Consider the following 19,763-nt stretch of genomic DNA (forward strand, 5'->3'; position numbering starts at 1 on the left):
CCGCGAACCGGGGCTCCGCGCTACGCTCGCAATGACGCAAGACCTATGCGGTCGCCCGCTGGATGCTGACTTCGCTGACGCCGACCTCGCGGGCGGTGCTCACTATTGCCGCCCAGGTGTCATCCGGCAAGGGGATGCCGTTCTTGGTGCGCTCAGCCCGGGTTTTCCGCTCGGGATCGCCGGGAATCAGCACCTGATCGACCCCCGCCATCGGCTTGGTGGCACGGATGAAGTCCGTATAGCGCGATACCTCTGCGTCGAACACATGGGAGGTATCGACGACCTTCGGATCGATATAGAACGCCAGCATGCCGTTGGCAAAGCGCCGCTCGCCCGAGGTGGCTCCAGTTCCGGTCAGCGCGCCGCCGAGCAGCTCGCACATGAAGGCGAGGCCCGATCCCTTGTGGTCGCCGAAGGCGCGGATCGCGCCGGTGCCCTTGGTGTGATCGCGCGGCCCTTCCGGCGTGAAGGGCCCGTAGAGCACGGTCGGGTCCTCGCTCAGGGTCCCGTCGGCATCGACCAGTGCGCCCTTCGGCAGCTTCTTGCCGCCGCGGCTTGCGACCAGCACCTTGCCTTCGGCGACGACCGAGGTGGCGAAATCCAGCACGATCGGATCCTGGCCCTCGCGGGGGATGCCGACGCAATAAGGCGCGGTCGAGAGCCGCTTCTCGACGCCGCCGAACGGCGCCACCAGCAGCGAGCCGGCGGCATTGACGAAATGCACGGAGACCAACCCATCGGCGGCGGCCATCTCGGCCCAGTCGCCGACGCGGCCGATATGGCCGGCATTGCGCAACGCAACAGCGGCAAGGCCCGCCTTCTTGCACTTCTCGATGCCGATCCTGACCGCTTGCGGCGTTACGGTCTGGCCGTAGCCGAACTTGCCGTCGACCACCGCGAGCGAGGGCGTGTCGACAACCACCTCTGCGGTCTGGTTCGGGACCACGAAGCCGGTCTTCAGCCAGCGGATGTAGACGGGCACGCGGATCACGCCGTGGCTGTCATGGCCAGTGAGATTGGCCGTGGTGAGATAGGTCGCGATCCGCTTCGCCTCCTCCGGCGAGGATTCTGCGTGACCAAACACCTCGCCGACGAAATCGATGAGGTTCTGGACCTGGATCGTGACCATCAAGAAACTCCCCGGTTAAGCATTCACCTTGGCATGGCCGCCGAGATAGGCGGCGCGGATCGCTTCGTTGCCCCAGAGCGCGTCGGGCTTGCCGCCGAGCACGATGCGGCCGGTTTCGAGCACGTAGCCGTAATCGGCCACCGACAGGCCCATGCGCGCATTCTGCTCGACGAGCAGCACTGTCGTGTTGCGCCGGATCTCCGAGATGATCTTGAACACCGCCTGCACGATGACGGGCGCAAGACCGAGCGAGGGCTCGTCGAGCAACAACAGCCGCGGCTTGGCCATCAAGCCGCGCGCGACCGCCACCATCTGCAACTGGCCGCCGGACAGCGTCCAGCCGAGCGCGTTGGTGAACTTCCGGATGTCAGGGAACAGGTCGAACATCGCGTCCGCCTCCCGCGAAATCTCCGAGGTCGGCGCCCGGCGATTGGACGCGCCGAGCATGATGTTCTCTTTCACGGTGAGACCCGGGAACACCCTGCGGCCTTCCGGCACGTGCGAGATACCCATGCGGACGATCGCTTCCGGACCAAGACCTGCGATCGACTTACCGTCGAAAAGGATGTCGCCGGAGGTCGGCTTGGCGAGGCCGGAGATGGCACGCAAGGTCGTGGACTTGCCGGCGCCGTTGGCCCCGAGCAGCGTCACCACCTGCCCCTGCTCCACCGCGCAGGTCACCCCGCGCAGCGCTTCGATCTCGCCGTAGCGCACCACCAGATTGCGGATTTCGAGCAACGGCATCATTCGCTCCCGAGATAGGCGGAGACGACGTCGGGATGACGCAGCACGGCCAGAGATTCGCCGTCCGCGATACGGCGTCCGAAGTTGAGCACGGTGATGTGCTGGGCCGCTTCCGAGACCAGCGTCATGTCGTGATCGATGATCAGGATGGTCAGGCCCTGCGCCGCGATGCGCTTGAGCAGCTCGTGCAGCTCCAGCTTCTCGGTCGAGTTGAGGCCGGCCGCGGGCTCGTCGAGCAGCAGCAGCGTCGGGTTCGACGCGAGCGCACGAGCGATCTCGATCAGCCGCTGATGGCCGTAGGAGAAGCTCGATATCAGCTCGTTGGCGCGGCTGCCGAGCCCGACGAAGGTCAGTGCCTCCATCGCACGCTCGGTCAGGGCGTCGTCGCCCTTCCCGACCATGGTGTTACCGGGCCGTTCCGCGCCGATCTCGACGTTCTCCAGCGCCGTCATCGAGCGGAACAGGCGGATGTTCTGGAAGGTGCGCCCGAGACCCGACGCCGTGCGCTGATGCGGCGGCATGTGGGTGATGTCGGTGCCGTCGAGCACGATCTTGCCTGCGGTGGCCACATAGAGCCCTGAGAGCACGTTGAGCGTCGTGGTCTTGCCCGAGCCGTTCGGCCCGATCAGCGCATGCACACCGCCGCGCTTCACAGCGATGTCGACACCGTCGACCGCCTTCAGGCCACCGAAATGCTTCGACAGGCCGGTGACTTCCAGCACCGTGTCGCCGCCGATCGTCGCCGGCTTCAATTGCAGGGCAGCCGCTGCCGGCGGCGCCTTGATCTTGGCGCGCCAGCGCGTGAAGGCGTCCGCAACAAAGCCCCATATGCCGTCAGGCATGAAGCGAATGATCAGGATCACGAACAGGCCGTAGATCGCGAGATAAAGGCCCGGCACGCTCTTGAGGAAGCGCAGCCATTCCGGGATCAGGATCAACAGACCCGTGCCGATGGCAGAACCGATCGGCGAGGCCACGCCGCCGAGCAGCGACATGGTCAGGAACACGATCGATTCCGCAAAGGAGAACTGATCGGGGCTGACATAGGCGAAGCCGCCGGCGAACAATCCGCCCGCGAGTCCGCCGAGCAGCGCACAGAGCGCGAAGGCGTAGATCTTGGTGCGGAACACGTCGATGCCGTTGACACCAGCCGCAAGCTCGTTGTCGCGGACAGCGCGCATGGCACGACCGAGCTTGGTGTCGGAGAGATGCCAGACCAGATAACCGACGATCGCCAGCATCGCGACGCAGAAGGCGAGATAGCTTTGCGACGACTGGAACAGCTCGGGACGCTTGATGTTGGGGACGCCGTCGGGACCGCGCGTGAGCCAGATCGCGTTGATCATCACCAGCGTGACGATCTGCTGGAACGAGATCGTCACCATCGCGAGATAATGACCGCCGAGCCGCAGCGTGGACATGCCGAGGAACGCGCCCGCGAGCAGCGAGATCACGCAGCCGCCGACGAGACACAGCCAGAAGCTGAGCTGCAGATCCGTCGTGCCCATGCCGACCGCATAGGCGCCGAGCCCGAAGAACGCGGCCTGCGCCAGATTGATCTGGCCGCACAGGCCGAGCACCACCGAGAGCCCGAACACCGCGATCGAGAACGTGGTGGCCTGAAGCAGGATGTTATGGACGTATCCGTCGAAGCGCATGTTGGCCGCGAGCGCGACCAGGATCGCCGCGCCGATGAAGTACGGCAGGTGCCGGATCACGAGCGGTTTCGAACGGATGGCGGGCGCCGGGATCGGCATGTTGTCGCTGGGGGCGCTCATGCCTTTTCCGCCACGCGTTCGCCGAAGATGCCTTGCGGCCGGAAGATCAGGAAGGCGACCAGCACCAGGAAGGCGAAGCCGTCCTTGTAGGGCACCGAGATATAGGCCGCACCAAAGGTCTCGATCACGCCGAGCGCGAGACCGCCGATGATGGCGCCGGCAACGTCGCCAAAGCCGCCGATGATGGTGGCCGCGAACGCCTTCAGCGCGATCGTCGAGCCCATCTGGATCGAGACGAACAGCACGGGCGCGACGAGGATGCCGGCAAGGCCGCCAAGCACCGCCGAATAGATGAAGGTGATCATGATCATGGTGGAGACGGAAATGCCGAGCAGCGAGGCCATTTCCTTGTCCTGCGAGGTCGCCTGCAGCTTCTTGCCGAGCAGCGTCTTCTCGAAGAACCAGAAATTGAAGATCACGAGACAGATGGTGACGCCGATGATCAGCAGATACTGGCTGTCGAGATAGACCGGGCCGACCTGAATGCCCGGCGTCTCAAACCAGCCTTCCAGCACCTGCGGCTGCGGGCCGTAGATCGCGAGCACCGAATTCGCCATCAGGATCGAGGCGCCGATGGTGGCGATGATCACAGGCAGATAGGTGCGGTGACGCAGCGGATAATAGACGCCGAGATTGAAGATGACACCGAGCAGCGCCATGCCGAGCAGCGCGACGATGAAGGCCGCCCAATAGGGCAGACCGGCTTCGACCGCGACGACCATCAGATAGGCCGCGACCATGGAGAATTCGCCCTGGGCGAAATTCACCACGTTGGTGGCACGGAAGATCAGCACGAAGCCGAGCGCGACGAGCGCGTAGACGGCGCCGATACCGATGCCGGTAAAAAGGAGTTGTAGGGCGAGATCCATGACAAGCTTCTGTTGGAGGTCGGATGCGTTCGCCGAAAGACGGTTCGACCTCCCCGATCGAAATCGGGGAGGCCGTTTCAACGTCAGTCGTTGAACTCGATGTGCTTGTCGAAGACGATGTTGCCCTTCTCGTTCTTCACGATGTTGTAGCCGTGGAGACCATCGCCGTTCTGGTCGAAATTGTATTCGCCCTCGGCACCCGGGAACTTCTTGATCGCGAGGATGGCTTCGCGGACCTTGGCCGGATCGGTCGTGCCGGCCTTGTTGATGGCCGCCGACAAGACGCTGATGGCGTCGAAGGTCCAGGAGCTCTGGTTGTCGGGCGCGACCTTGACCGCATCACGGTAGATCTTGCCGAACGCCTTCGAGCCTTCGCTGGAATTCTCGGCATAATCGGCAACGCCATATGTATTGTACAGCGCGGGACCCGCGAGCTTCAACGCGGTGATGTTGACGATCGAGGGCGAGCCGACCCAGGGAATGTTCACGCCGAGCTGACGGAGCTGCCGGGCGAAGATGCCGAGATCGTTCTCGAAGGTGAAGTAGGAACCGAGAATGTCGGCACCCGACTGCTTGATCGCGAGCACGACCGGGGTGAAGTCCTGGCTCTGGTTGGCGTAGCCTTGGTCGAGCACCGAGGGGGCACCGAGCTTTTCGAGCGCGGCGGTCAACGCCTTGCCGCCGGCGGTGCCAAAAGCGTCGGTCGAGTGCAGCACGGCCCACTTTTTCTTGCCGAGCGTATTGACGCCGTATTCGGCGATGACGCGACCGGAATAGCTGTCATTGGGGCGGCAGCGGAACAGCCACTGATTGCCCATGTGGGTGAGGTTAGGATCGGTGCCGCCGATCATCACGGGCTTGCCAAGCTTGATCACGTCGGGCGCCATCGCGTGCACCTGGGTCGAACGGATCGAGCCGAGGAACCCGACGATGTCGGACTGCGCGGCGAGCTTGGAGAAAGCGAGCACGATGCCGGGATTGGTGGTCTGGTCGTCCTCGACGATCAGCTCGCCCTGCTTTCCCAGGATACCGCCGGCTTTGTTCACAGCTTCGAGCGCGAGCTTGGCGCCCTTGATGGCGTAACCGCCGGATTCAGCGGCTGGACCGGTGACGGGCGCGCACATGCCGATCTTGATGGTGGCGCCTTGCGCATGCGCGCTCTTGATGAGGTATGGCGCGGCAATGCCGGCAGCAATTCCGGCCGCGAAGTCGCGTCTCGTCAGTCTCATTCATTCCTCCCTGGGGCCGGGCATCCTTGTCGGCCCTTCTTGGTCTTGGTTCTGTTTTGGCTCTATCGCTGAATACAGGACCGGATGCTACTTACGAATTCTGCCGATACGAGTAAATTGATATTGCGCCAACATCGACTAACTGCGCAGAGCGCGCACCCAATAGTGATCAACACCCGCGACGGCTGTCTATTCTCAGCGATTTCTCACGGCATTTTCACGCATTTCGCGGCGATCGCGCTGCCCACGCGTTATGCAATGATGACAGTCATGCGTAGTTGGAAAGTGATCATGCAAATTTGCCGTTACGTTTCATCCGTGACGTCACTCGCGTCCGTGGAAGCGAGACACGATTCCAACTGACCGAGCATCTCCTGCAACTCGGCGAGCTTGCGCGCGCCGAAGCGTTGCGTGATCTCGGCGTAGATCGCCTCCGAGGATGGGGCGACCGCGGCCATCAGCTTCACGCCCTCCTTCGAGATCGAGACCATGCTGCGGCGCTGGTCCACCTTCGCGGTCTTGCGCTCGATCAGATTGCGCGCCTCGAGATCGCGCAGGATGCGCGACAGGCTCGGGCCGAGGAGAAATGCCGTGCGCGCAAGCTCAGTCACCTCCGCGGCCTCGATGGCTGCCAATGCGCGGAGGATGCGCCATTGCTGCTCGGTCAGGCCGTGCTCGCGCAGCTTGGGACGAAATTGCCGCATCACCGCTTCACGTGCCCTGAGCAGCGACATCGGCAGCGAACGCGAGAAGTCACGCATCGGCACCTGCCGTGCGGCGGGCTCACTTCCGTTCGCGGGATCAGCCGGTCTCTTCGTCATGTCGTCCTTTCAAAGCCGCCCTTTCAAGCCGCAAAATGTTTGCAGTGCAGCAAACCCAAATTGTGTTTGACGCATCCACTTAACATGTTAAGTATCTCCGGGCACCACGATTTGTAAGATCACAGATGGCGCTTTCCAACGACGATATCCAAGCTTGTGCGAACCGTCTGCACCAGGCGGAGAAGACCCGCACCCAGATCCGGCAGCTCTCGCAGGATTTTCCGGGCATTACCATCGCTGACGCCTACGCGATTCAGAAGGCCTGGGTCGACCTCAAGCTCGCGGAAGGCCGCACCGTCAAAGGCCACAAGATCGGCTTGACCTCGAAGGCGATGCAGAGCGCGCTCAATATCGACGAGCCGGATTCCGGCGTGCTGCTCGACGACATGTTCTTTGCCGATGGCGGCCTCGTCCCGACCGAGCGCTTCATCGCCACGCGCGTCGAGGCCGAGCTCGCCTTCGTCATGAGCAAGCGCCTCGCGGGGCCGGACTGCACGATGTTCGACGTGCTCAACGCCACCGACTTCGTCGTGCCGGCGCTGGAGATCCTGGACACGCGCATCGAACGTGTCGATCCCGGCACCAAGGCGACACGAAAAATCTTCGACACCGTCGCCGACAACGCGGCGAATGCCGGCATCGTGCTCGGTGGACGTCCGATCCGCCCGCTGGACGCCGACCTGCGCTGGATCGGCGCGCTCTGCTTCAAGAACGGCCAGCTCGAGGAGACGGGCCTTGCCGCCGGCGTGCTCAATCATCCCGCAACCGCCGTGGCCTGGCTCGCCAACAAGATCGCGCCGCTCGGCCTTGCGCTCGAGCCCGGCCAGATCGTGCTTGCCGGCTCCTTCATCCGTCCGATCGAGACCCGCAAGGGCGACACAATTCAGGCCGATTATGGCGCCTACGGCTCGGTGAGCTGCTACTTCGCTTAGACGAACAAAAAAGACAGGGAGTGAAACCGCGATGCCGCATTTCACCATCGAATATTCGGCCAATCTCGACGGCCGCCTCGACATCGGCGCGGTCTGCGAGGTGGTGCGGAAGGCGGCGGTCGAGACCGGCATCTTCCCGCTCGGCGGCATCCGCGTCCGCGCCATTAGATGCGAGCACTATGCGATCGCCGACGCGCGACAGGACTACGGCTTTCTCGACATGGTGCTGCGCATCGGCGAAGGCCGCGACCTTCCTACGCGTCAGAAAGCCGGCGAGCACGTCTTCCAAGCGCTTTCAAAACATCTCGATCCCGTCTTCGCCGCCAGCAAGTTCGCCCTGTCGTTCGACATGCAGATCAACGACAAGGACACGAGCTGGAAGCGCAACAACATCCACGACGCCCTGAAAGTGGAAGCTGCCCATGGATAAGCCCACGCCGAAAGCCGATGTGTTCCAGGCCAATCGTGACCGCGCCGCACCGCTGCTGAAGAAGCTGCGGGCCGACGGCATCGGCCACATGATCGACGGCAAGATCGTCCCCTCGATCTCCGGTGAGGCATTCGAGACGAAGTCGCCGGTCGATGGCGCCACGCTTGCGAGCGTCGCACGCGGCAACGCCGAAGACATCGACGCCGCAGCCACGGCCGCTACGCTGGCCTTCAAGTCCTGGCGCGACATGGGGCCGGCGATGCGGAAGAAGCTGCTGCACCGCGTCGCCGACGCGATCGAGGACAATGCCGACGACATCGCCGTGCTCGAATGCATCGACACCGGCCAAGCCTATCGCTTCATGGCCAAGGCAGCGATCCGCGCCGCCGAGAATTTTCGCTTCTTCGCCGACAAGTGCGCCGAGGCGCGCGATGGCCAGAACACGCCGAGCGACGAGCACTGGAATATCTCGACCCGCGTGCCGATCGGCCCGGTCGGCGTGATCACGCCGTGGAACACGCCGTTCATGCTCTCGACCTGGAAGATCGCCCCGGCGCTGGCCGCGGGCTGCACCGTCGTGCACAAGCCGGCCGAGTGGTCACCGGTGACGGCCGCCATTCTGGCAAGGCTCGTCAAGGAAGCCGGCGTTCCCGACGGTGTGCTCAACACCGTGCACGGTTTTGGCGAGGAGGCAGGCAAGGCCCTGACCGAGCATCCGGCGATCAAGGCGATCGGCTTCGTCGGCGAGAGCGCGACGGGGTCGGCGATCATGGTTCAGGGCGCGCCGACCTTGAAGCGCGTGCATTTCGAGCTCGGCGGCAAGAACCCGGTGATCGTGTTCGACGACGCCGATCTCGACCGCGCGCTCGATGCCGTCGTGTTCATGATCTACTCCCTCAACGGCGAGCGCTGCACGTCGTCGAGCCGTCTGCTGATCCAGCAAGACATTGCCGAGACATTCATCGAGAAGCTGACCGCGCGCGTGAAGGCACTCAAGGTCGGCCATCCGCTCGATCCCGCCACCGAGATCGGGCCGCTGATCCACGAGCGGCACCTGGCCAAAGTGTGCTCCTATTTCGACGTCGCGCGGCAGGACGGCGCTGTGATCGCCGTCGGCGGCAAGACCTATGACGGCCCGGGCGGCGGACATTACGTCGAGCCGACACTGGTGACCGGCGCAACCGGCAAGATGCGCGTGGCGCAAGAGGAAGTGTTCGGCCCCTTCCTCACCGTGCTGCCCTTCAAGGACGAAGCCGACGCCATCGAGATCGCCAACGACATCCGCTATGGCCTGACCGGCTATGTCTGGACCAACGACGTCGGCCGCGCACTGCGCGTTGCCGACGCGCTGGAGGCCGGCATGATCTGGCTCAACTCGGAAAACGTTCGCCATCTGCCGACGCCGTTCGGCGGCATGAAGGCCTCAGGCATCGGCCGCGACGGCGGCGACTACTCGTTCGACTTCTACATGGAAACCAAGCACGTCTCGCTGGCGCGGGGCACGCACAAGATTCAGAAATTGGGAATCTGACGCTCGTCGAGCCGAGGGGAAACGCCGATGCCCGTACCGCAACACATCTTCGAACCGCCGTTCAACATCATCCGCTCCAGCCACGTCGTGCTCGACGTGACTGACCTGAAGCTCAGCCGTGCGTTCTACGAAACCACCGTCGGGCTGCATGTCGAGGATGCCGACGACAAGGTCGTTTACCTGCGCGCAGCCGAGGAGCACCAGCATCACTCGCTGGTGTTGCGCAAGGCGGCGGTACCCGCCTGCGCCCGGCTCGGCTTCAAGGTCGGCAACGACAAAGACCTCGACAAGGCCGCCTCCTTCCTCTCGGAGAACGGTCTCTCCTACGCCTTCGTCGACCAGCCCTTCCAGGGCCGCACGCTGCAATTCACCGACCCCTTCGGCTTCCAGATCGAGCTCTACGCGTCGATGGACCGCCGCCCGCATCTGCTTCGCCGCTACGATCTCTACAGGGGATGCCATCCGCAGCGGCTCGATCATTTCAACGTCTTCGCCGCCGAGGTGCAGGATACCGTCGACTTCTATGCCCGGCTCGGCTTCCGTCTCACCGAATACGCCGAGGAGGACGGACCGAACGGGCGCATTGCGGCTGCCTGGATGCATCGCAAGGGCAATGTCCACGACTTCGCCATCACCAACGGCAAGGGCCCGCGCCTGCACCACTTCGCCTATTGGACGCCGACGGCGATGAACATCATCCATCTCTGCGACGTGATGGCCTCGCAAGGCTTCGTCAAGAACATCGAACGCGGACCGGGACGCCACGGCATCTCGAATGCGTTCTTCCTGTACGTGCGCGACCCCGACGGGCACCGTCTCGAACTTTACACCAGCGATTATTTCACCGGCGATCACGACCACGAGCCGCTGCGCTGGTCGCTGCGCGATCCGCGCCGCCAGACGCTGTGGGGCGCGCCGGCGCCGCGGTCCTGGTTCGAGCAGGGCTCGCCGTTCAGCGGGCAGGCCGTGCGTGAGCCGAAGTTCGTGGCCGACGTGCTGGTGGCGGATTAATGCCGATGACAGGCAAAGCCTCTCTCTTCGTCGTCCCTGCCTAGTGCGCAATTGCGCACGGGAGCAGGGACCCATAACCACAGGGAGGAGTTTGGCGAAGACCCGTTGTTCGGTACTCCTACCTCATCCAATCGATAGATTCCGCGGTATGGGTCCCGGCGTTCGCCGGGACGACAGGAAGTGAAGAGTCACCAATGAAGCTCCCTCGCCTCGCCACCTATTCCGTCAAGGGTGAAACCAAGTACGGCGCCGTCCTTGAGGGCGGCATCGTCGATCTCTCCGCACGCCACGCAAAAGACTATCCGACGCTGCGCGAAGTGATCGCCGCCGGAAAGCTCGTGAGCCTTGCCGAGGAGGCCGCCAGCCTGACGCCAGACCACGCGCTCGGCGACATCACCTGGCTGCCGCCGGTGCCCGCACCGGAAAAGATCATCTGCATCGGCGTCAACTATCCCGACCGCAATGCCGAGTACAAGGACGGCCAGGAGGCGCCGAAATATCCGAGCATGTTCATGCGCTCGCCTCGCTCCTTCGTCGGCCACGACACGCCTTTGGTGCGCCCGCGCGCGTCAGCGCAGCTCGACTACGAAGGCGAGATCGTGCTTGTCATCGGCAAGGCGGGCCGGCACATCGCGGAAAGCGCCGCGCTCGACCACATCGCAGCGCTCACGCTCTGCAACGAAGGCTCGGTGCGCGACTGGCTTCGCCACGCCAAGTTCAACGTCACGCAGGGCAAGAATTTTGATTCCAGCGGCAGCCTCGGCCCGTGGCTGGTGCCCTACACGCGGGAAGCGCAGATCGCCGACATCAGGCTCACCACGCATGTCAACGGCGAGCTCCGGCAGGACGACCGCACCAGCCGGCTGATGTTCCCGTTCCGCTATCTCATCAGCTATATCTCGACCTTCGCGACGCTGGTCCCCGGTGACATCATTGTGACGGGCACGCCGACCGGTGCCGGTGCGCGGTTCGATCCGCCGCGCTATCTGACGCCCGGCGATGTCATCGAGGTCGAAGCCGAAGGCATCGGCATGCTACGGAATGGCGTCGTCGACGAAGCCTGACAACAATCGAAGAAGCCTGACAACAATCGAAATGGAATAGTACAATGACCACCCTCACCGGCGGCGAAGCGATCGTAAGCGGCCTTGTCGCCCACGGCGTCGACACCGTGTTCGGCCTGCCCGGCGCGCAGGTCTACGGTCTGTTCGACGCCTTCCACCAGGCCCAGCTCAAGGTGATCGGCGCGCGGCACGAGCAAGCCTGCGGCTACATGGCGTTCGGCTATGCGCGCTCCAGCGGCAAGCCCGGTGTGTTCAGCGTGGTGCCCGGCCCCGGCGTGCTCAACGCGAGTGCGGCGCTGCTGACCGCCTACGGCTGCAACGAGCCGGTGCTGTGCGTCACCGGCCAGGTGCCGACGCAGTTTCTGGGCAAGGGCCGCGGCCATCTGCACGAGATGCCGGACCAGCTCGCCACCTTGCGCACCTATGTGAAATGGGCGGATCGGATTGAAACGCCCGGCAACGCGCCGACCACCGTGTCGCGCGCCTTCCAGGAAATGACGTCCGGGCGGCGCGGCCCTGCCTCGGTCGAGATGCCCTGGGACGTCTTCACCCAGCGCGCGGACACCTGTGCCGCAAAGGTGCTGGAGCCGCTGCCCGCGCCATTGCCCGACCCTGATCTGATCACGCAGGCGGCCGCGGTGATCAGGAGCAGCAAGGCGCCGATGATCTTCGTCGGCAGCGGCGCGATCGAGGCGCGCGACGAAATCCTCGAGCTCGCCGAGATGATCGATGCACCCGTCGTCGCCTTCCGCAGCGGGCGCGGCATCGTCTCCAACGCGCATGAGCTGGGGCTCACGATGGCGGCCGCCTACAAGCTGTGGCCGAAGACCGATCTCATGATCGGCATCGGCTCGCGGCTGGAGCTGCCGACCATGTCGCGCTGGCCGTATCGGCCCGACGGGTTGAAGAGCATCCGCATCGACATCGATCCCGTCGAGATGCGGCGCTTCATCTCCGACACCGCCATCGTCGCCGATGCCAAGACCGCGACCGCCGATCTGATCCAAGCGGTCAGCAAGGCCGGCTACGGCAAGACCGCCGGCCGCCGCGCCGCGATCCGCGAGGCCACCGCGGCCGCGCTGGCGGAGATCCAGAGCATCCAGCCGCAGATGGCGTATCTCAACATCCTGCGCGAGGTGCTGCCGGCGAACGCGATCGTCACCGATGAATTATCGCAGTTCGGCTTCGCCTCCTGGTACGGCTTTCCGATCTACGAGCCGCGCACCTTCATCACGTCAGGCTATCAGGGCACGCTCGGCTCGGGCTTCCCCACCGCGCTCGGGGCCAAGGTGGCCAATCCCGACAAGCCGGTGGTCGCGATCACCGGCGACGGCGGCTTCATGTTCGGCGTGCAGGAGCTTGCCACCGCCGTGCAGTTCAACATCGGCGTGGTGACGCTGGTGTTCAACAACAACGCCTATGGCAATGTCCGCCGCGACCAGCGCGAGCGCTTTAACGGCCGCGTGGTGGCGTCCGATCTGGTCAATCCGGATTTCGTCAAGCTCGCGGAGTCCTTTGGTGTGGCTGCTGCGCGCGTCACCGCGCCGGACCAGTTCAAGGCGGCGATGGAAAAGGCGCTGGCCCATGGCGGGCCATATCTGATTTCGATCGAGGTGACGCGGGATTCGGAAGTCAGCCCCTGGGCGTTTATTCATCCGCCGAAGCCGTAGTTGTTGTCATTCCGGGGCGCGCGTAGCGCGAGCTATGATGCGCGATTGCGCATCTGAGAATCCATAACCACGATCGGCAGTATGGATTCCGGGCCTGCGCCTTACGGCGCATCCCGGAATGACGAGAAGCGTCAGCGCGTCCGGCGGAAGGTCAAATTGATCCGCTTCCTTCCCAGCAGCGCGTGCTCGCCATCGGCGAGCGGCGCGACGCCGTGATAGGCGAGCCTGCTAGCTCCGCCCCAGACGACCACGTCGCCATGGACAAGCCGGAAGCGGCGTGGCTTGTCGCTGCGCGCCAGGCCGCCGAACAGGAAGGTCGCGGGCAGCCCAAGCGAGACCGAGACGATCGGCGCCGAATAGTCCAGCTCGTCCTTGTCCTGATGCAGCGACAGCCGCGTGCCGGGCTCGTAGCGATTGACGAGGCAGGCGTCGGGCGCAAAGCCGGTGAACCCGCCCTGCTCCGCCGCGCCTCGGGCCAGGTCGCGAAGCACCGTCGGCATCTGGGGCCATGGCGCGCCGGTTCGCGGATCGATGGGATCATAGCGATAGCCGGTGTGATCGGTGATCCAGCCGCGCTCGCCGCAATTGGTCATCGCCACCGACATCAGGTGGCCGCCGGGCGTGGTCATGCGGCGGAACGGCGACTGTGTCACGATCGCGCGCACGGCGGCGATCAACTCGCTCTCGATCGGCCTGACGAACCCGCGCAGCAAGACGGCACCGTCGGCGATCTCCTCGCGCGACGGCTGTGCCTCGGCGGCGGTGTCGAACAGATCACCCGTCAATCGCAACGCTCATTTGGCATCATGGAAGATCACACCCAGCGTGTGGCGCTGGCCGGACCTGATCCGGCTGACGCCATGGCGGAGATTAACGCGGTAAGTCCCGCGTGTCCCCTGCACCGGGCGGTGATGCACGGCGAAAGCGACCGCATCGCCCTGCATCAGCGGCACGACCTCGGCACGCGACTGCATGCGCGGGCGCTGCTCGGTCAGCACGAACTCACCGCCGGTGAAATCGCGTCCCGGCTCGGACAAGAGGATCGCGACCTGGAGCGGAAACACGTGCTCGCCATAGAGATCCTGGTGCAGGCAGTTGAAATCGCCGGTCTCGTACTGCAGCAGCAGCGGCGTCGGCCGCGCCTGGCCTGCCTCGTGGCAGCGCTTGAGGAACGCCGCATGCGCGGCTGGATAACGGATGTCGATCCCCATCGCCTCGTTCCAACGATTGGCAACGCCCTGAAGATGCGCATAGAGCGCCGGGCGGAGCTCCGCGATCAGATCGGGCAGCGGGTAGGAGAAATATTTGTACTCGCCACGGCCAAACCCGTGGCGGCCCATGACGATGCGGCTGCGGAAGCCCGCATCATCGGGATAGAGCGCGGCGATGGCGCGGCATAGGTCGGGCGCCAGCAGATTCTTCAGGACGGCGCTGCCCTGGGAGTCGAGCTCGGCCGTGATCTGCGGCCAGTCGAGGGTGTCGACATGGGCGGCGAGGTCGGCGGCCGACTTATGAGGCGATTGAGGCGATTTGCGTGCTGTTGCTGTCATAGCTACGACTTTCGCAAGATCGATCCGCCCGCCGCCACCCGATTCCCGATTATCTCCCCGTCATTGCGAGGAGCCCTTGCGACGAAGCAATCCAGACTGCCTCCGCGGAACCAGCCTGGATTGCTTCGCTGCGCTCGCAATGACGGTGGGGAGGCGCCTCAGCCCCGCACCGGCAGCGTCGTCACGTCGTAGCCGTGCTTGATCGTGCGCTTCAGCACGGGGTCTTCCAGCTCGAAATCGAAGCGATCGGCGGGGCGGATGCCGCCCTTGGCAGCAAAGGTGCCGCCGAACATGGCGCAGCCGTCGGGGAACTTGCCACCCTCAAAGCCGCGCGCGATGAGGTCGGCGACCGGCAGCATCGCGTCCAGCGTGCCCTCCTGGTAGAGCACGCGCTCGCCCTTGATGGTGGCGTAGGAGCGCAGGATCATCCTGTCCCAATGACCGATGACGTCCTCGAGCTCCCAGAGCGTGGATGCGACCGGCTTGTCGCACATCTGCTTGGAGACCGTGACGTTGTAGGCCTCGACCTTGCGGTCGGTATGGTCGGAGCCGCAGCCGACGAAGATGCGGCCCTGCCAGCCGATCAGCACGAATTCGACCTCGCCGGAGGAATCGCCGCCACAGCATTCGATGCCGTCTTCCTGGGTCAGCCGGCGCGCCGAGGCGCGGTAGTAGATCGGCGTCGAGGCCGGCGGGGCGATGCCCATCTCTTGCAGCTCGGCGATGTGCTTGTCGCGCGCGACGGGATCGCGGCCGGTCCAGCCCGCAATGACCATCTGGTCGATCGCCAATGTCAGCGGCGTGGTGGTGTCCTGGGCGTCAACGGTGAAAGTCAGGTCAAACACGAATTACGGCCTCCATGCCGGCAGCAAGCTCGAAAATACGACGGTCAGATCCGCCCGCGCCCGCCAGCATCAGGCCGACAGGAACGTCACCCTCGCGATGCGCGGGCAGCGAGATGGCGCAGCCGTCGATCATGTTGATGAGGGTGCAATTGCGCAGCGCCCGCAGGTTTTCCCTGGTGAACGCCTTGTCATCGGCGAGATCGGAAATCTTCGGCGGCGTGTTGGCGGTGGTGGGCAGCACCAGCGCGTCATAGGGCGCGACGCGCGCATTGACGCGCACGATCAGCGAGCGGCGCTCGTTGAGGAGATCGATGTAATCGGCAGCGCTCTGCGCCTCGCCGCGCATGATGCGCACGGAGACCCTGGGGTCGTAGACGTCGCCCTTAGCCGTAATGAGGTAGCGATGCCAGGCATAGCTTTCGGACGCCGCAAAGCCGCCCTTGGCGTTCATCGGGCCGATGTCGTGAAATTCGGCCATCTCGATCCGCTCGATGATCGCACCGTGATCGGCGAGGCTCTTGAGCGCGCGCTCGAACGTCGAGGCCACGTCCGCATCGAGATCGTCGAGCGCAATCGTGGTCGGCACTGCGAGCCGCATGCCCTTTACCGGCCGCGGCTTCAGCGGGACGATCGGCTCGTTCGCGAGCACGGCATCGAGAATGGCACAGCAGCTGACCGACCGCGCCAGCGGCCCGATGCTGTCGAGCGAGAAGGACAGCGGCACGGAGCCGTCCAGCGGCACGCGGCGCTGCGTCGGCTTGTAGCCGACGATGCCGTTGAAGGCGGCCGGAATCCGGCAGGAGCCGCCGGTGTCGGTGCCGAGCGCGCCATGCGCCATGCCGTCGAGCACGGACACCGCGGCGCCCGAGGACGAGCCGCCGGGCACGTGTCCCTCGGCTCGGTTCCAGGCGCCCTTCGGCGTGCCGTAATGCGGATTGATGCCGATGCCGGAATAGGCGAACTCAGTCATGTTGGTCCGCCCGATCACGACGAAGCCGGCCTTGCGCAGCCGCGCCACCGTCGCGGCGTCCTGATCGGCCGGCGCAGAATCGTCGAGCGCGCGGGAGCCGGCGCGCGTGACCTGGCCCTTGATGTCGAAGAGATCCTTGATCGAGACCGGGATACCGGCATAGCGCGACGGCGCCGCCTTGACCTTGCGCAAGCCGTCCATCGCATCCGCGGTTGCGAGCGCGGCGTCCTTGTCGACGTGGATGAATGTGCGTTGGCCCTCGCCGGCCGGGTCGGCGATCCTGGCGAGGCATGCCTCGACCAGCTTGCGGGAGGTCGTGCGGCCGCTTTCGAGGTCGTCGGCGAGTTTCGCCAGTGTCGGAAAATCGGGCATGTCTGTCTCACGGAATATTGCGCGCGCAATCTATAGCGCCGCCTCGGTTCGACACAAGCATTGTGCGCATGATGGCATGCATGCGCATTGCTGGACCGTTGACGCGCGATGGTCGATTGTCGCATCAAGATCGAAATAGCCAGGCGTGAAGCCCAGGCCTTATCAAGAATTGCCTTTGGGAGGGTTTTCCGACATGGCCGAACCGCAGCGCGCGCGCCCGAAACCGACGCCGGAGACCCAGCATTTCTGGGACGGCACGAAAGCGGGCGAATTGCGTTTGCAGCGCTGCGACGCCTGCGCGCATGTCTATTTCCCGCCGCGTCCGTTCTGCCCATCCTGCGCCTCGCGCAAGGTCAGCATCTTCAAGGCGAGTGGCAAGGGCTTCCTCTACAGTTACGTGATCAATCATCGTCCCGCCGCTCCCGGCTTCACGCCGCCTTATGCGATCGCGGTGGTCGAGCTCGCCGAAGGACCGCGGATGATGAGCAACATCATCGATTGTCCGCAGACGCCGGAGGCGCTCGAGCTCGACATGAAGCTCGAAGTCGCCTTCCAGGCGCTCGACGACAAGATCACCCTCCCCGTGTTCCGTCCGGCGAAGGGATAGGCCATGCGCAGCAACCAGGTTGCCGTCGTCGGCGCGGCCGAGACCTCCGAACTCGGTGTCATCCCCAATATGTCGCAGCTCCAGCTCCACGCGGATGCGGCGCTCAACGCCATCGCGGATGCCGGGCTGAAACTCTCCGACATCGACGGCTTTGCCACCGCGGTCGAAACGCCGCAGCAGGTCTGCCATTACCTCGGCATTAGGCCTACCTGGGTGGACGGCACCTCGGTCGGCGGCTGCTCGTTCATGCTGCACGTTCGCCATGCGGCGGCGGCGATCGAGGCCGGTCTCTGCAAGACCGTGCTGATCACGCATGCCGAGAGCGGCAAGTCGATGATCGGAAAGGCGCCGCGCTCGACGCCGCCGGACAGCCTCAACGGCCAATTCGAGGCGCCGTTCGGCGTCTACGGCCCGCCCAGCATGTTCCCGATCCCCGTGCTGCGCTTCATGAAGACCTACGGCATCACCCATGAGCAGCTTGCTTCGGTCGCGGTGGTGCAGCGGGAATGGGCGGCGAAGAATCCGCGCGCGATGATGAAGGACCCGATCACGGTCGCCGACGTCCTCAACTCGCGCATGATCGCTTATCCGTTCCGCCTGCTTCAGTGCTGCCTCGTCACCGACGGCGGCGGCGCGCTGATCCTGACCTCGGCCGACCGCGCCAAGGATTTTCCGAGGAAGCCCGTCTACATCATGGGCACCGGCGAGAGCGTGGAAACGCCGATGGTCAGCCAGATGGAGACTTTCAACTCCTCGCGCGCGTTCAAGACCGCCGGCCCGCTGGCGTTCAGGGAAGCCGGCATCGCGCACCGGGATGTCGACCATCTCATGATCTACGATGCGTTTGCGCATCTGCCGCTGTTCGGCCTTGGCGACCTCGGCTTCATGCCGCATGAGGAGACAGGCCAATTCATCGCCGACGGCAACACGCGGCCCGGCGGCAAGCTGCCGCTCAACACCAATGGCGGCGGCCTGTCCTACATGCATTCGGGCATGTACGGCATGTACGCGCTCCAGGAGAGCGTGCGCCAGATGCGCGGCATCGCGCCGGCGCAGGTGCCGAACGCGAAGATTTCGGTGTGTCACGGCGTCGGCGGCATGTTCGCGGCAAGTGGCACGATCGTGTTTACGAACGAGAGGTAACGACTGTCATTCCGGGGCGTCGCGTCAGCGACGAGCCCGGAATCCATAACCACGATCGGGAGTATGGATTCCGGGCCTGCGCCTTGCGGCGCATCCCGGAATGACGGCGGAAATTGGAACGGCTAGCGGAGAACTCACATGACAAAATCACTGCAAGACAAGGTCATCATCGTCACCGGCGCGGGCCGCGGCATCGGGCGCGAGATCGCGCTGCTCTGCGCGGCGGAGGGCGCCAAGGTCGTCGTCAACGACCCCGGTGTTGCCGCCGACGGCGCCGGTTCCAGCGCTTCGCCTGCCGAGGAGGTGGTCGACGAGATCAAGAAGCGCGGCGGCATCGCGGTGCCCAATTTCGAGTCGGTGGCGGAAGCTGTCCCCGCCAGCAAGATCGTGAAGACCGCGACCGATCATTTCGGCAAGCTCGACGGCGTCGTCAACAATGCCGGCATCCTGCGCGACATGATCTTCCACAAGATGAGCGTGGAAGCGTTCGAGGCCGTCATCAAGGTTCACCTGATGGGCTCGTTCTACGTCAGCCACGCTGCGGCGCGGATCTTTCGCGAGCAGGAGAGCGGCTCATTCGTGCACTTCACCTCGACCTCCGGCCTGATCGGCAATTTTGGCCAAGCCAACTACGCCGCGGCCAAGCTCGGCATCATCGGGCTGTCGAAGTCGATCGCGCTCGACATGGGCCGCTTCAACGTCCGCTCCAACTGCGTCTCGCCGTTTGCCTGGACCCGCATGATCGGCACCATTCCGACCGAGACCGAAGCTGAGAAGGCGCGCGTCGAGAAGATCAAGCAGATGGGACCGGAGAAGATCGCGCCGATCTGCGCCTATCTGCTCTCCGATGCCGCCAAGGACGTCTCCGGGCAGATCTTCGGCGCACGCATGAACGAGCTGTTCCTGTTCAGCCAGAACCGCCCGCTGCGCTCGGTTCATCGCAGCGAGGGCTGGACGCCGCAAACGATCGCGGAACACGGCATGCCGGCACTGAAGGGCTCGTTCTACAAGCTCGACCGTTCGGCCGACATCTTCCCCTGGGATCCCGTCTAGCCGTTTTCCCAGCAA

General features: G+C 64.5%; 19 protein-coding genes. 9 read left to right on the plus strand and 10 right to left on the minus strand.

Going from position 1 to position 19,763, the window contains the following annotated elements; all coding sequences use genetic code 11:
- Positions 1–43 precede the first annotated feature (43 nt).
- The 6 genes from AB7531_RS32070 to hpaR form a co-directional block, all read right to left on the minus strand.
- Positions 44–1,129: a malate/lactate/ureidoglycolate dehydrogenase gene (locus AB7531_RS32070; RefSeq protein ID WP_063984660.1), complete on the minus strand. Its 1,086-nt coding sequence runs from the start codon at positions 1,127–1,129 to the stop codon at positions 44–46.
- Between the two features lie 15 nt (positions 1,130–1,144).
- Positions 1,145–1,873: an ABC transporter ATP-binding protein gene (locus AB7531_RS32075; protein WP_063986556.1), complete on the minus strand. Its 729-nt coding sequence runs from the start codon at positions 1,871–1,873 to the stop codon at positions 1,145–1,147.
- Positions 1,873–3,651 (minus strand): branched-chain amino acid ABC transporter ATP-binding protein/permease, encoded by a 1,779-nt coding sequence (locus AB7531_RS32080; RefSeq protein ID WP_063984661.1) that lies wholly within the window; start codon positions 3,649–3,651, stop codon positions 1,873–1,875. Before AB7531_RS32080 ends, AB7531_RS32075 begins: the two co-directional genes overlap by 1 nt.
- Entirely contained in the window at positions 3,648–4,520 is an 873-nt protein-coding gene (locus tag AB7531_RS32085; RefSeq protein WP_063984662.1) for a branched-chain amino acid ABC transporter permease, read from the minus strand. Before AB7531_RS32085 ends, AB7531_RS32080 begins: the two co-directional genes overlap by 4 nt.
- An 83-nt stretch (positions 4,521–4,603) precedes the next feature.
- Complete coding sequence (locus tag AB7531_RS32090; RefSeq protein WP_063984663.1) at positions 4,604–5,749, minus strand: ABC transporter substrate-binding protein; 1,146 nt, start codon at positions 5,747–5,749, stop codon at positions 4,604–4,606.
- 305 nt (positions 5,750–6,054) lie between these two features.
- Positions 6,055–6,570 (minus strand): homoprotocatechuate degradation operon regulator HpaR, encoded by a 516-nt coding sequence (hpaR, locus tag AB7531_RS32095; protein WP_063984664.1) that lies wholly within the window; start codon positions 6,568–6,570, stop codon positions 6,055–6,057.
- Positions 6,571–6,695: 125 nt separating this feature from the next.
- On the opposite strand from hpaR, the gene hpaH reads away from it, so the two are divergent.
- The 6 genes from hpaH (at position 6,696) to AB7531_RS32125 (ending at position 13,208) form a co-directional block, all read left to right on the plus strand.
- The gene (hpaH, locus tag AB7531_RS32100) at positions 6,696–7,502 is read left to right on the plus strand and encodes a 2-oxo-hept-4-ene-1,7-dioate hydratase (RefSeq protein WP_063984665.1); all 807 of its coding nucleotides are present in this window, start codon (positions 6,696–6,698) and stop codon (positions 7,500–7,502) included.
- Between the two features lie 31 nt (positions 7,503–7,533).
- Positions 7,534–7,932: a 5-carboxymethyl-2-hydroxymuconate Delta-isomerase gene (locus AB7531_RS32105; protein ID WP_038957103.1), complete on the plus strand. Its 399-nt coding sequence runs from the start codon at positions 7,534–7,536 to the stop codon at positions 7,930–7,932.
- Positions 7,925–9,463, plus strand: a complete 1,539-nt coding sequence (gene hpaE, locus AB7531_RS32110) for a 5-carboxymethyl-2-hydroxymuconate semialdehyde dehydrogenase (RefSeq protein WP_063984666.1) — start codon at positions 7,925–7,927, stop codon at positions 9,461–9,463. Before AB7531_RS32105 ends, hpaE begins: the two co-directional genes overlap by 8 nt.
- Before the next feature lie 27 nt (positions 9,464–9,490).
- The gene (gene hpaD / locus AB7531_RS32115) at positions 9,491–10,474 is read left to right on the plus strand and encodes a 3,4-dihydroxyphenylacetate 2,3-dioxygenase (RefSeq protein ID WP_063984667.1); all 984 of its coding nucleotides are present in this window, start codon (positions 9,491–9,493) and stop codon (positions 10,472–10,474) included.
- 194 nt (positions 10,475–10,668) lie between these two features.
- The gene (locus AB7531_RS32120; protein WP_063984668.1) at positions 10,669–11,538 is read left to right on the plus strand and encodes a fumarylacetoacetate hydrolase family protein; all 870 of its coding nucleotides are present in this window, start codon (positions 10,669–10,671) and stop codon (positions 11,536–11,538) included.
- Between the two features lie 44 nt (positions 11,539–11,582).
- Entirely contained in the window at positions 11,583–13,208 is a 1,626-nt protein-coding gene (locus AB7531_RS32125; RefSeq protein ID WP_063984669.1) for a thiamine pyrophosphate-dependent enzyme, read from the plus strand.
- A 131-nt stretch (positions 13,209–13,339) separates the two neighbouring features.
- On the opposite strand, the gene alkB is transcribed toward AB7531_RS32125, so the two are convergent.
- From alkB to AB7531_RS32145, 4 genes are all read right to left on the minus strand, one after another.
- Entirely contained in the window at positions 13,340–13,993 is a 654-nt protein-coding gene (gene alkB / locus AB7531_RS32130) for a DNA oxidative demethylase AlkB (RefSeq protein WP_063984670.1), read from the minus strand.
- A 9-nt stretch (positions 13,994–14,002) separates the two neighbouring features.
- On the minus strand, positions 14,003–14,758 hold the full coding sequence (locus tag AB7531_RS32135) for a 2OG-Fe(II) oxygenase (RefSeq protein ID WP_063984671.1): 756 nt from the start codon (positions 14,756–14,758) through the stop codon (positions 14,003–14,005).
- A gap of 158 nt (positions 14,759–14,916) precedes the next feature.
- A complete protein-coding gene (locus AB7531_RS32140) occupies positions 14,917–15,603 on the minus strand; it encodes a DUF2848 domain-containing protein (RefSeq protein ID WP_063984672.1) in 687 nt (228 codons plus the stop codon).
- Positions 15,596–16,945 carry an amidase gene (locus AB7531_RS32145; RefSeq protein WP_063984673.1) on the minus strand — a complete coding sequence of 450 codons (1,350 nt, stop codon included), beginning with the start codon at positions 16,943–16,945 and terminating at the stop codon, positions 15,596–15,598. Before AB7531_RS32145 ends, AB7531_RS32140 begins: the two co-directional genes overlap by 8 nt.
- 193 nt (positions 16,946–17,138) lie before the next feature.
- Between AB7531_RS32145 and AB7531_RS32150 the strand changes: the two genes are divergently transcribed.
- The 3 genes from AB7531_RS32150 to AB7531_RS32160 all read left to right on the plus strand — a co-directional run bounded on the left by AB7531_RS32150 (position 17,139) and on the right by AB7531_RS32160 (position 19,748).
- Complete coding sequence (locus AB7531_RS32150) at positions 17,139–17,552, plus strand: Zn-ribbon domain-containing OB-fold protein (RefSeq protein WP_038957112.1); 414 nt, start codon at positions 17,139–17,141, stop codon at positions 17,550–17,552.
- 3 nt (positions 17,553–17,555) lie between these two features.
- A complete protein-coding gene (locus tag AB7531_RS32155) occupies positions 17,556–18,695 on the plus strand; it encodes a thiolase C-terminal domain-containing protein (protein ID WP_063984674.1) in 1,140 nt (379 codons plus the stop codon).
- Between the two features lie 138 nt (positions 18,696–18,833).
- Entirely contained in the window at positions 18,834–19,748 is a 915-nt protein-coding gene (locus AB7531_RS32160) for an SDR family oxidoreductase (RefSeq protein ID WP_014496864.1), read from the plus strand.
- Positions 19,749–19,763: the final 15 nt, after the last annotated feature.

This window comes from Bradyrhizobium sp. 63_E2_N1_3 (assembly GCF_052076005.1).
Taxonomy (GTDB): Bacteria; Pseudomonadota; Alphaproteobacteria; order Rhizobiales; family Xanthobacteraceae; genus Bradyrhizobium; species Bradyrhizobium barranii.

Bases quoted from the DNA above. Each gene is read 5' to 3' on its own strand.
- AB7531_RS32070 (WP_063984660.1), bottom strand. From the start codon at position 1,129: ATGGTCACGATCCAGGTCCAGAACCTCATCGATTTCGTCGGCGAGGTG.
- AB7531_RS32075 (WP_063986556.1), bottom strand. From the start codon at position 1,873: ATGCCGTTGCTCGAAATCCGCAATCTGGTGGTGCGCTACGGCGAGATC.
- AB7531_RS32080 (WP_063984661.1), bottom strand. From the start codon at position 3,651: ATGAGCGCCCCCAGCGACAACATGCCGATCCCGGCGCCCGCCATCCGT.
- AB7531_RS32085 (WP_063984662.1), bottom strand. From the start codon at position 4,520: ATGGATCTCGCCCTACAACTCCTTTTTACCGGCATCGGTATCGGCGCC.
- AB7531_RS32090 (WP_063984663.1), bottom strand. From the start codon at position 5,749: ATGAGACTGACGAGACGCGACTTCGCGGCCGGAATTGCTGCCGGCATT.
- hpaR (WP_063984664.1), bottom strand. From the start codon at position 6,570: ATGACGAAGAGACCGGCTGATCCCGCGAACGGAAGTGAGCCCGCCGCA.
- hpaH (WP_063984665.1), top strand. From the start codon at position 6,696: ATGGCGCTTTCCAACGACGATATCCAAGCTTGTGCGAACCGTCTGCAC.
- AB7531_RS32105 (WP_038957103.1), top strand. From the start codon at position 7,534: ATGCCGCATTTCACCATCGAATATTCGGCCAATCTCGACGGCCGCCTC.
- hpaE (WP_063984666.1), top strand. From the start codon at position 7,925: ATGGATAAGCCCACGCCGAAAGCCGATGTGTTCCAGGCCAATCGTGAC.
- hpaD (WP_063984667.1), top strand. From the start codon at position 9,491: ATGCCCGTACCGCAACACATCTTCGAACCGCCGTTCAACATCATCCGC.
- AB7531_RS32120 (WP_063984668.1), top strand. From the start codon at position 10,669: ATGAAGCTCCCTCGCCTCGCCACCTATTCCGTCAAGGGTGAAACCAAG.
- AB7531_RS32125 (WP_063984669.1), top strand. From the start codon at position 11,583: ATGACCACCCTCACCGGCGGCGAAGCGATCGTAAGCGGCCTTGTCGCC.
- AB7531_RS32135 (WP_063984671.1), bottom strand. From the start codon at position 14,758: ATGACAGCAACAGCACGCAAATCGCCTCAATCGCCTCATAAGTCGGCC.
- AB7531_RS32145 (WP_063984673.1), bottom strand. From the start codon at position 16,945: ATGCCCGATTTTCCGACACTGGCGAAACTCGCCGACGACCTCGAAAGC.
- AB7531_RS32150 (WP_038957112.1), top strand. From the start codon at position 17,139: ATGGCCGAACCGCAGCGCGCGCGCCCGAAACCGACGCCGGAGACCCAG.
- AB7531_RS32155 (WP_063984674.1), top strand. From the start codon at position 17,556: ATGCGCAGCAACCAGGTTGCCGTCGTCGGCGCGGCCGAGACCTCCGAA.
- AB7531_RS32160 (WP_014496864.1), top strand. From the start codon at position 18,834: ATGACAAAATCACTGCAAGACAAGGTCATCATCGTCACCGGCGCGGGC.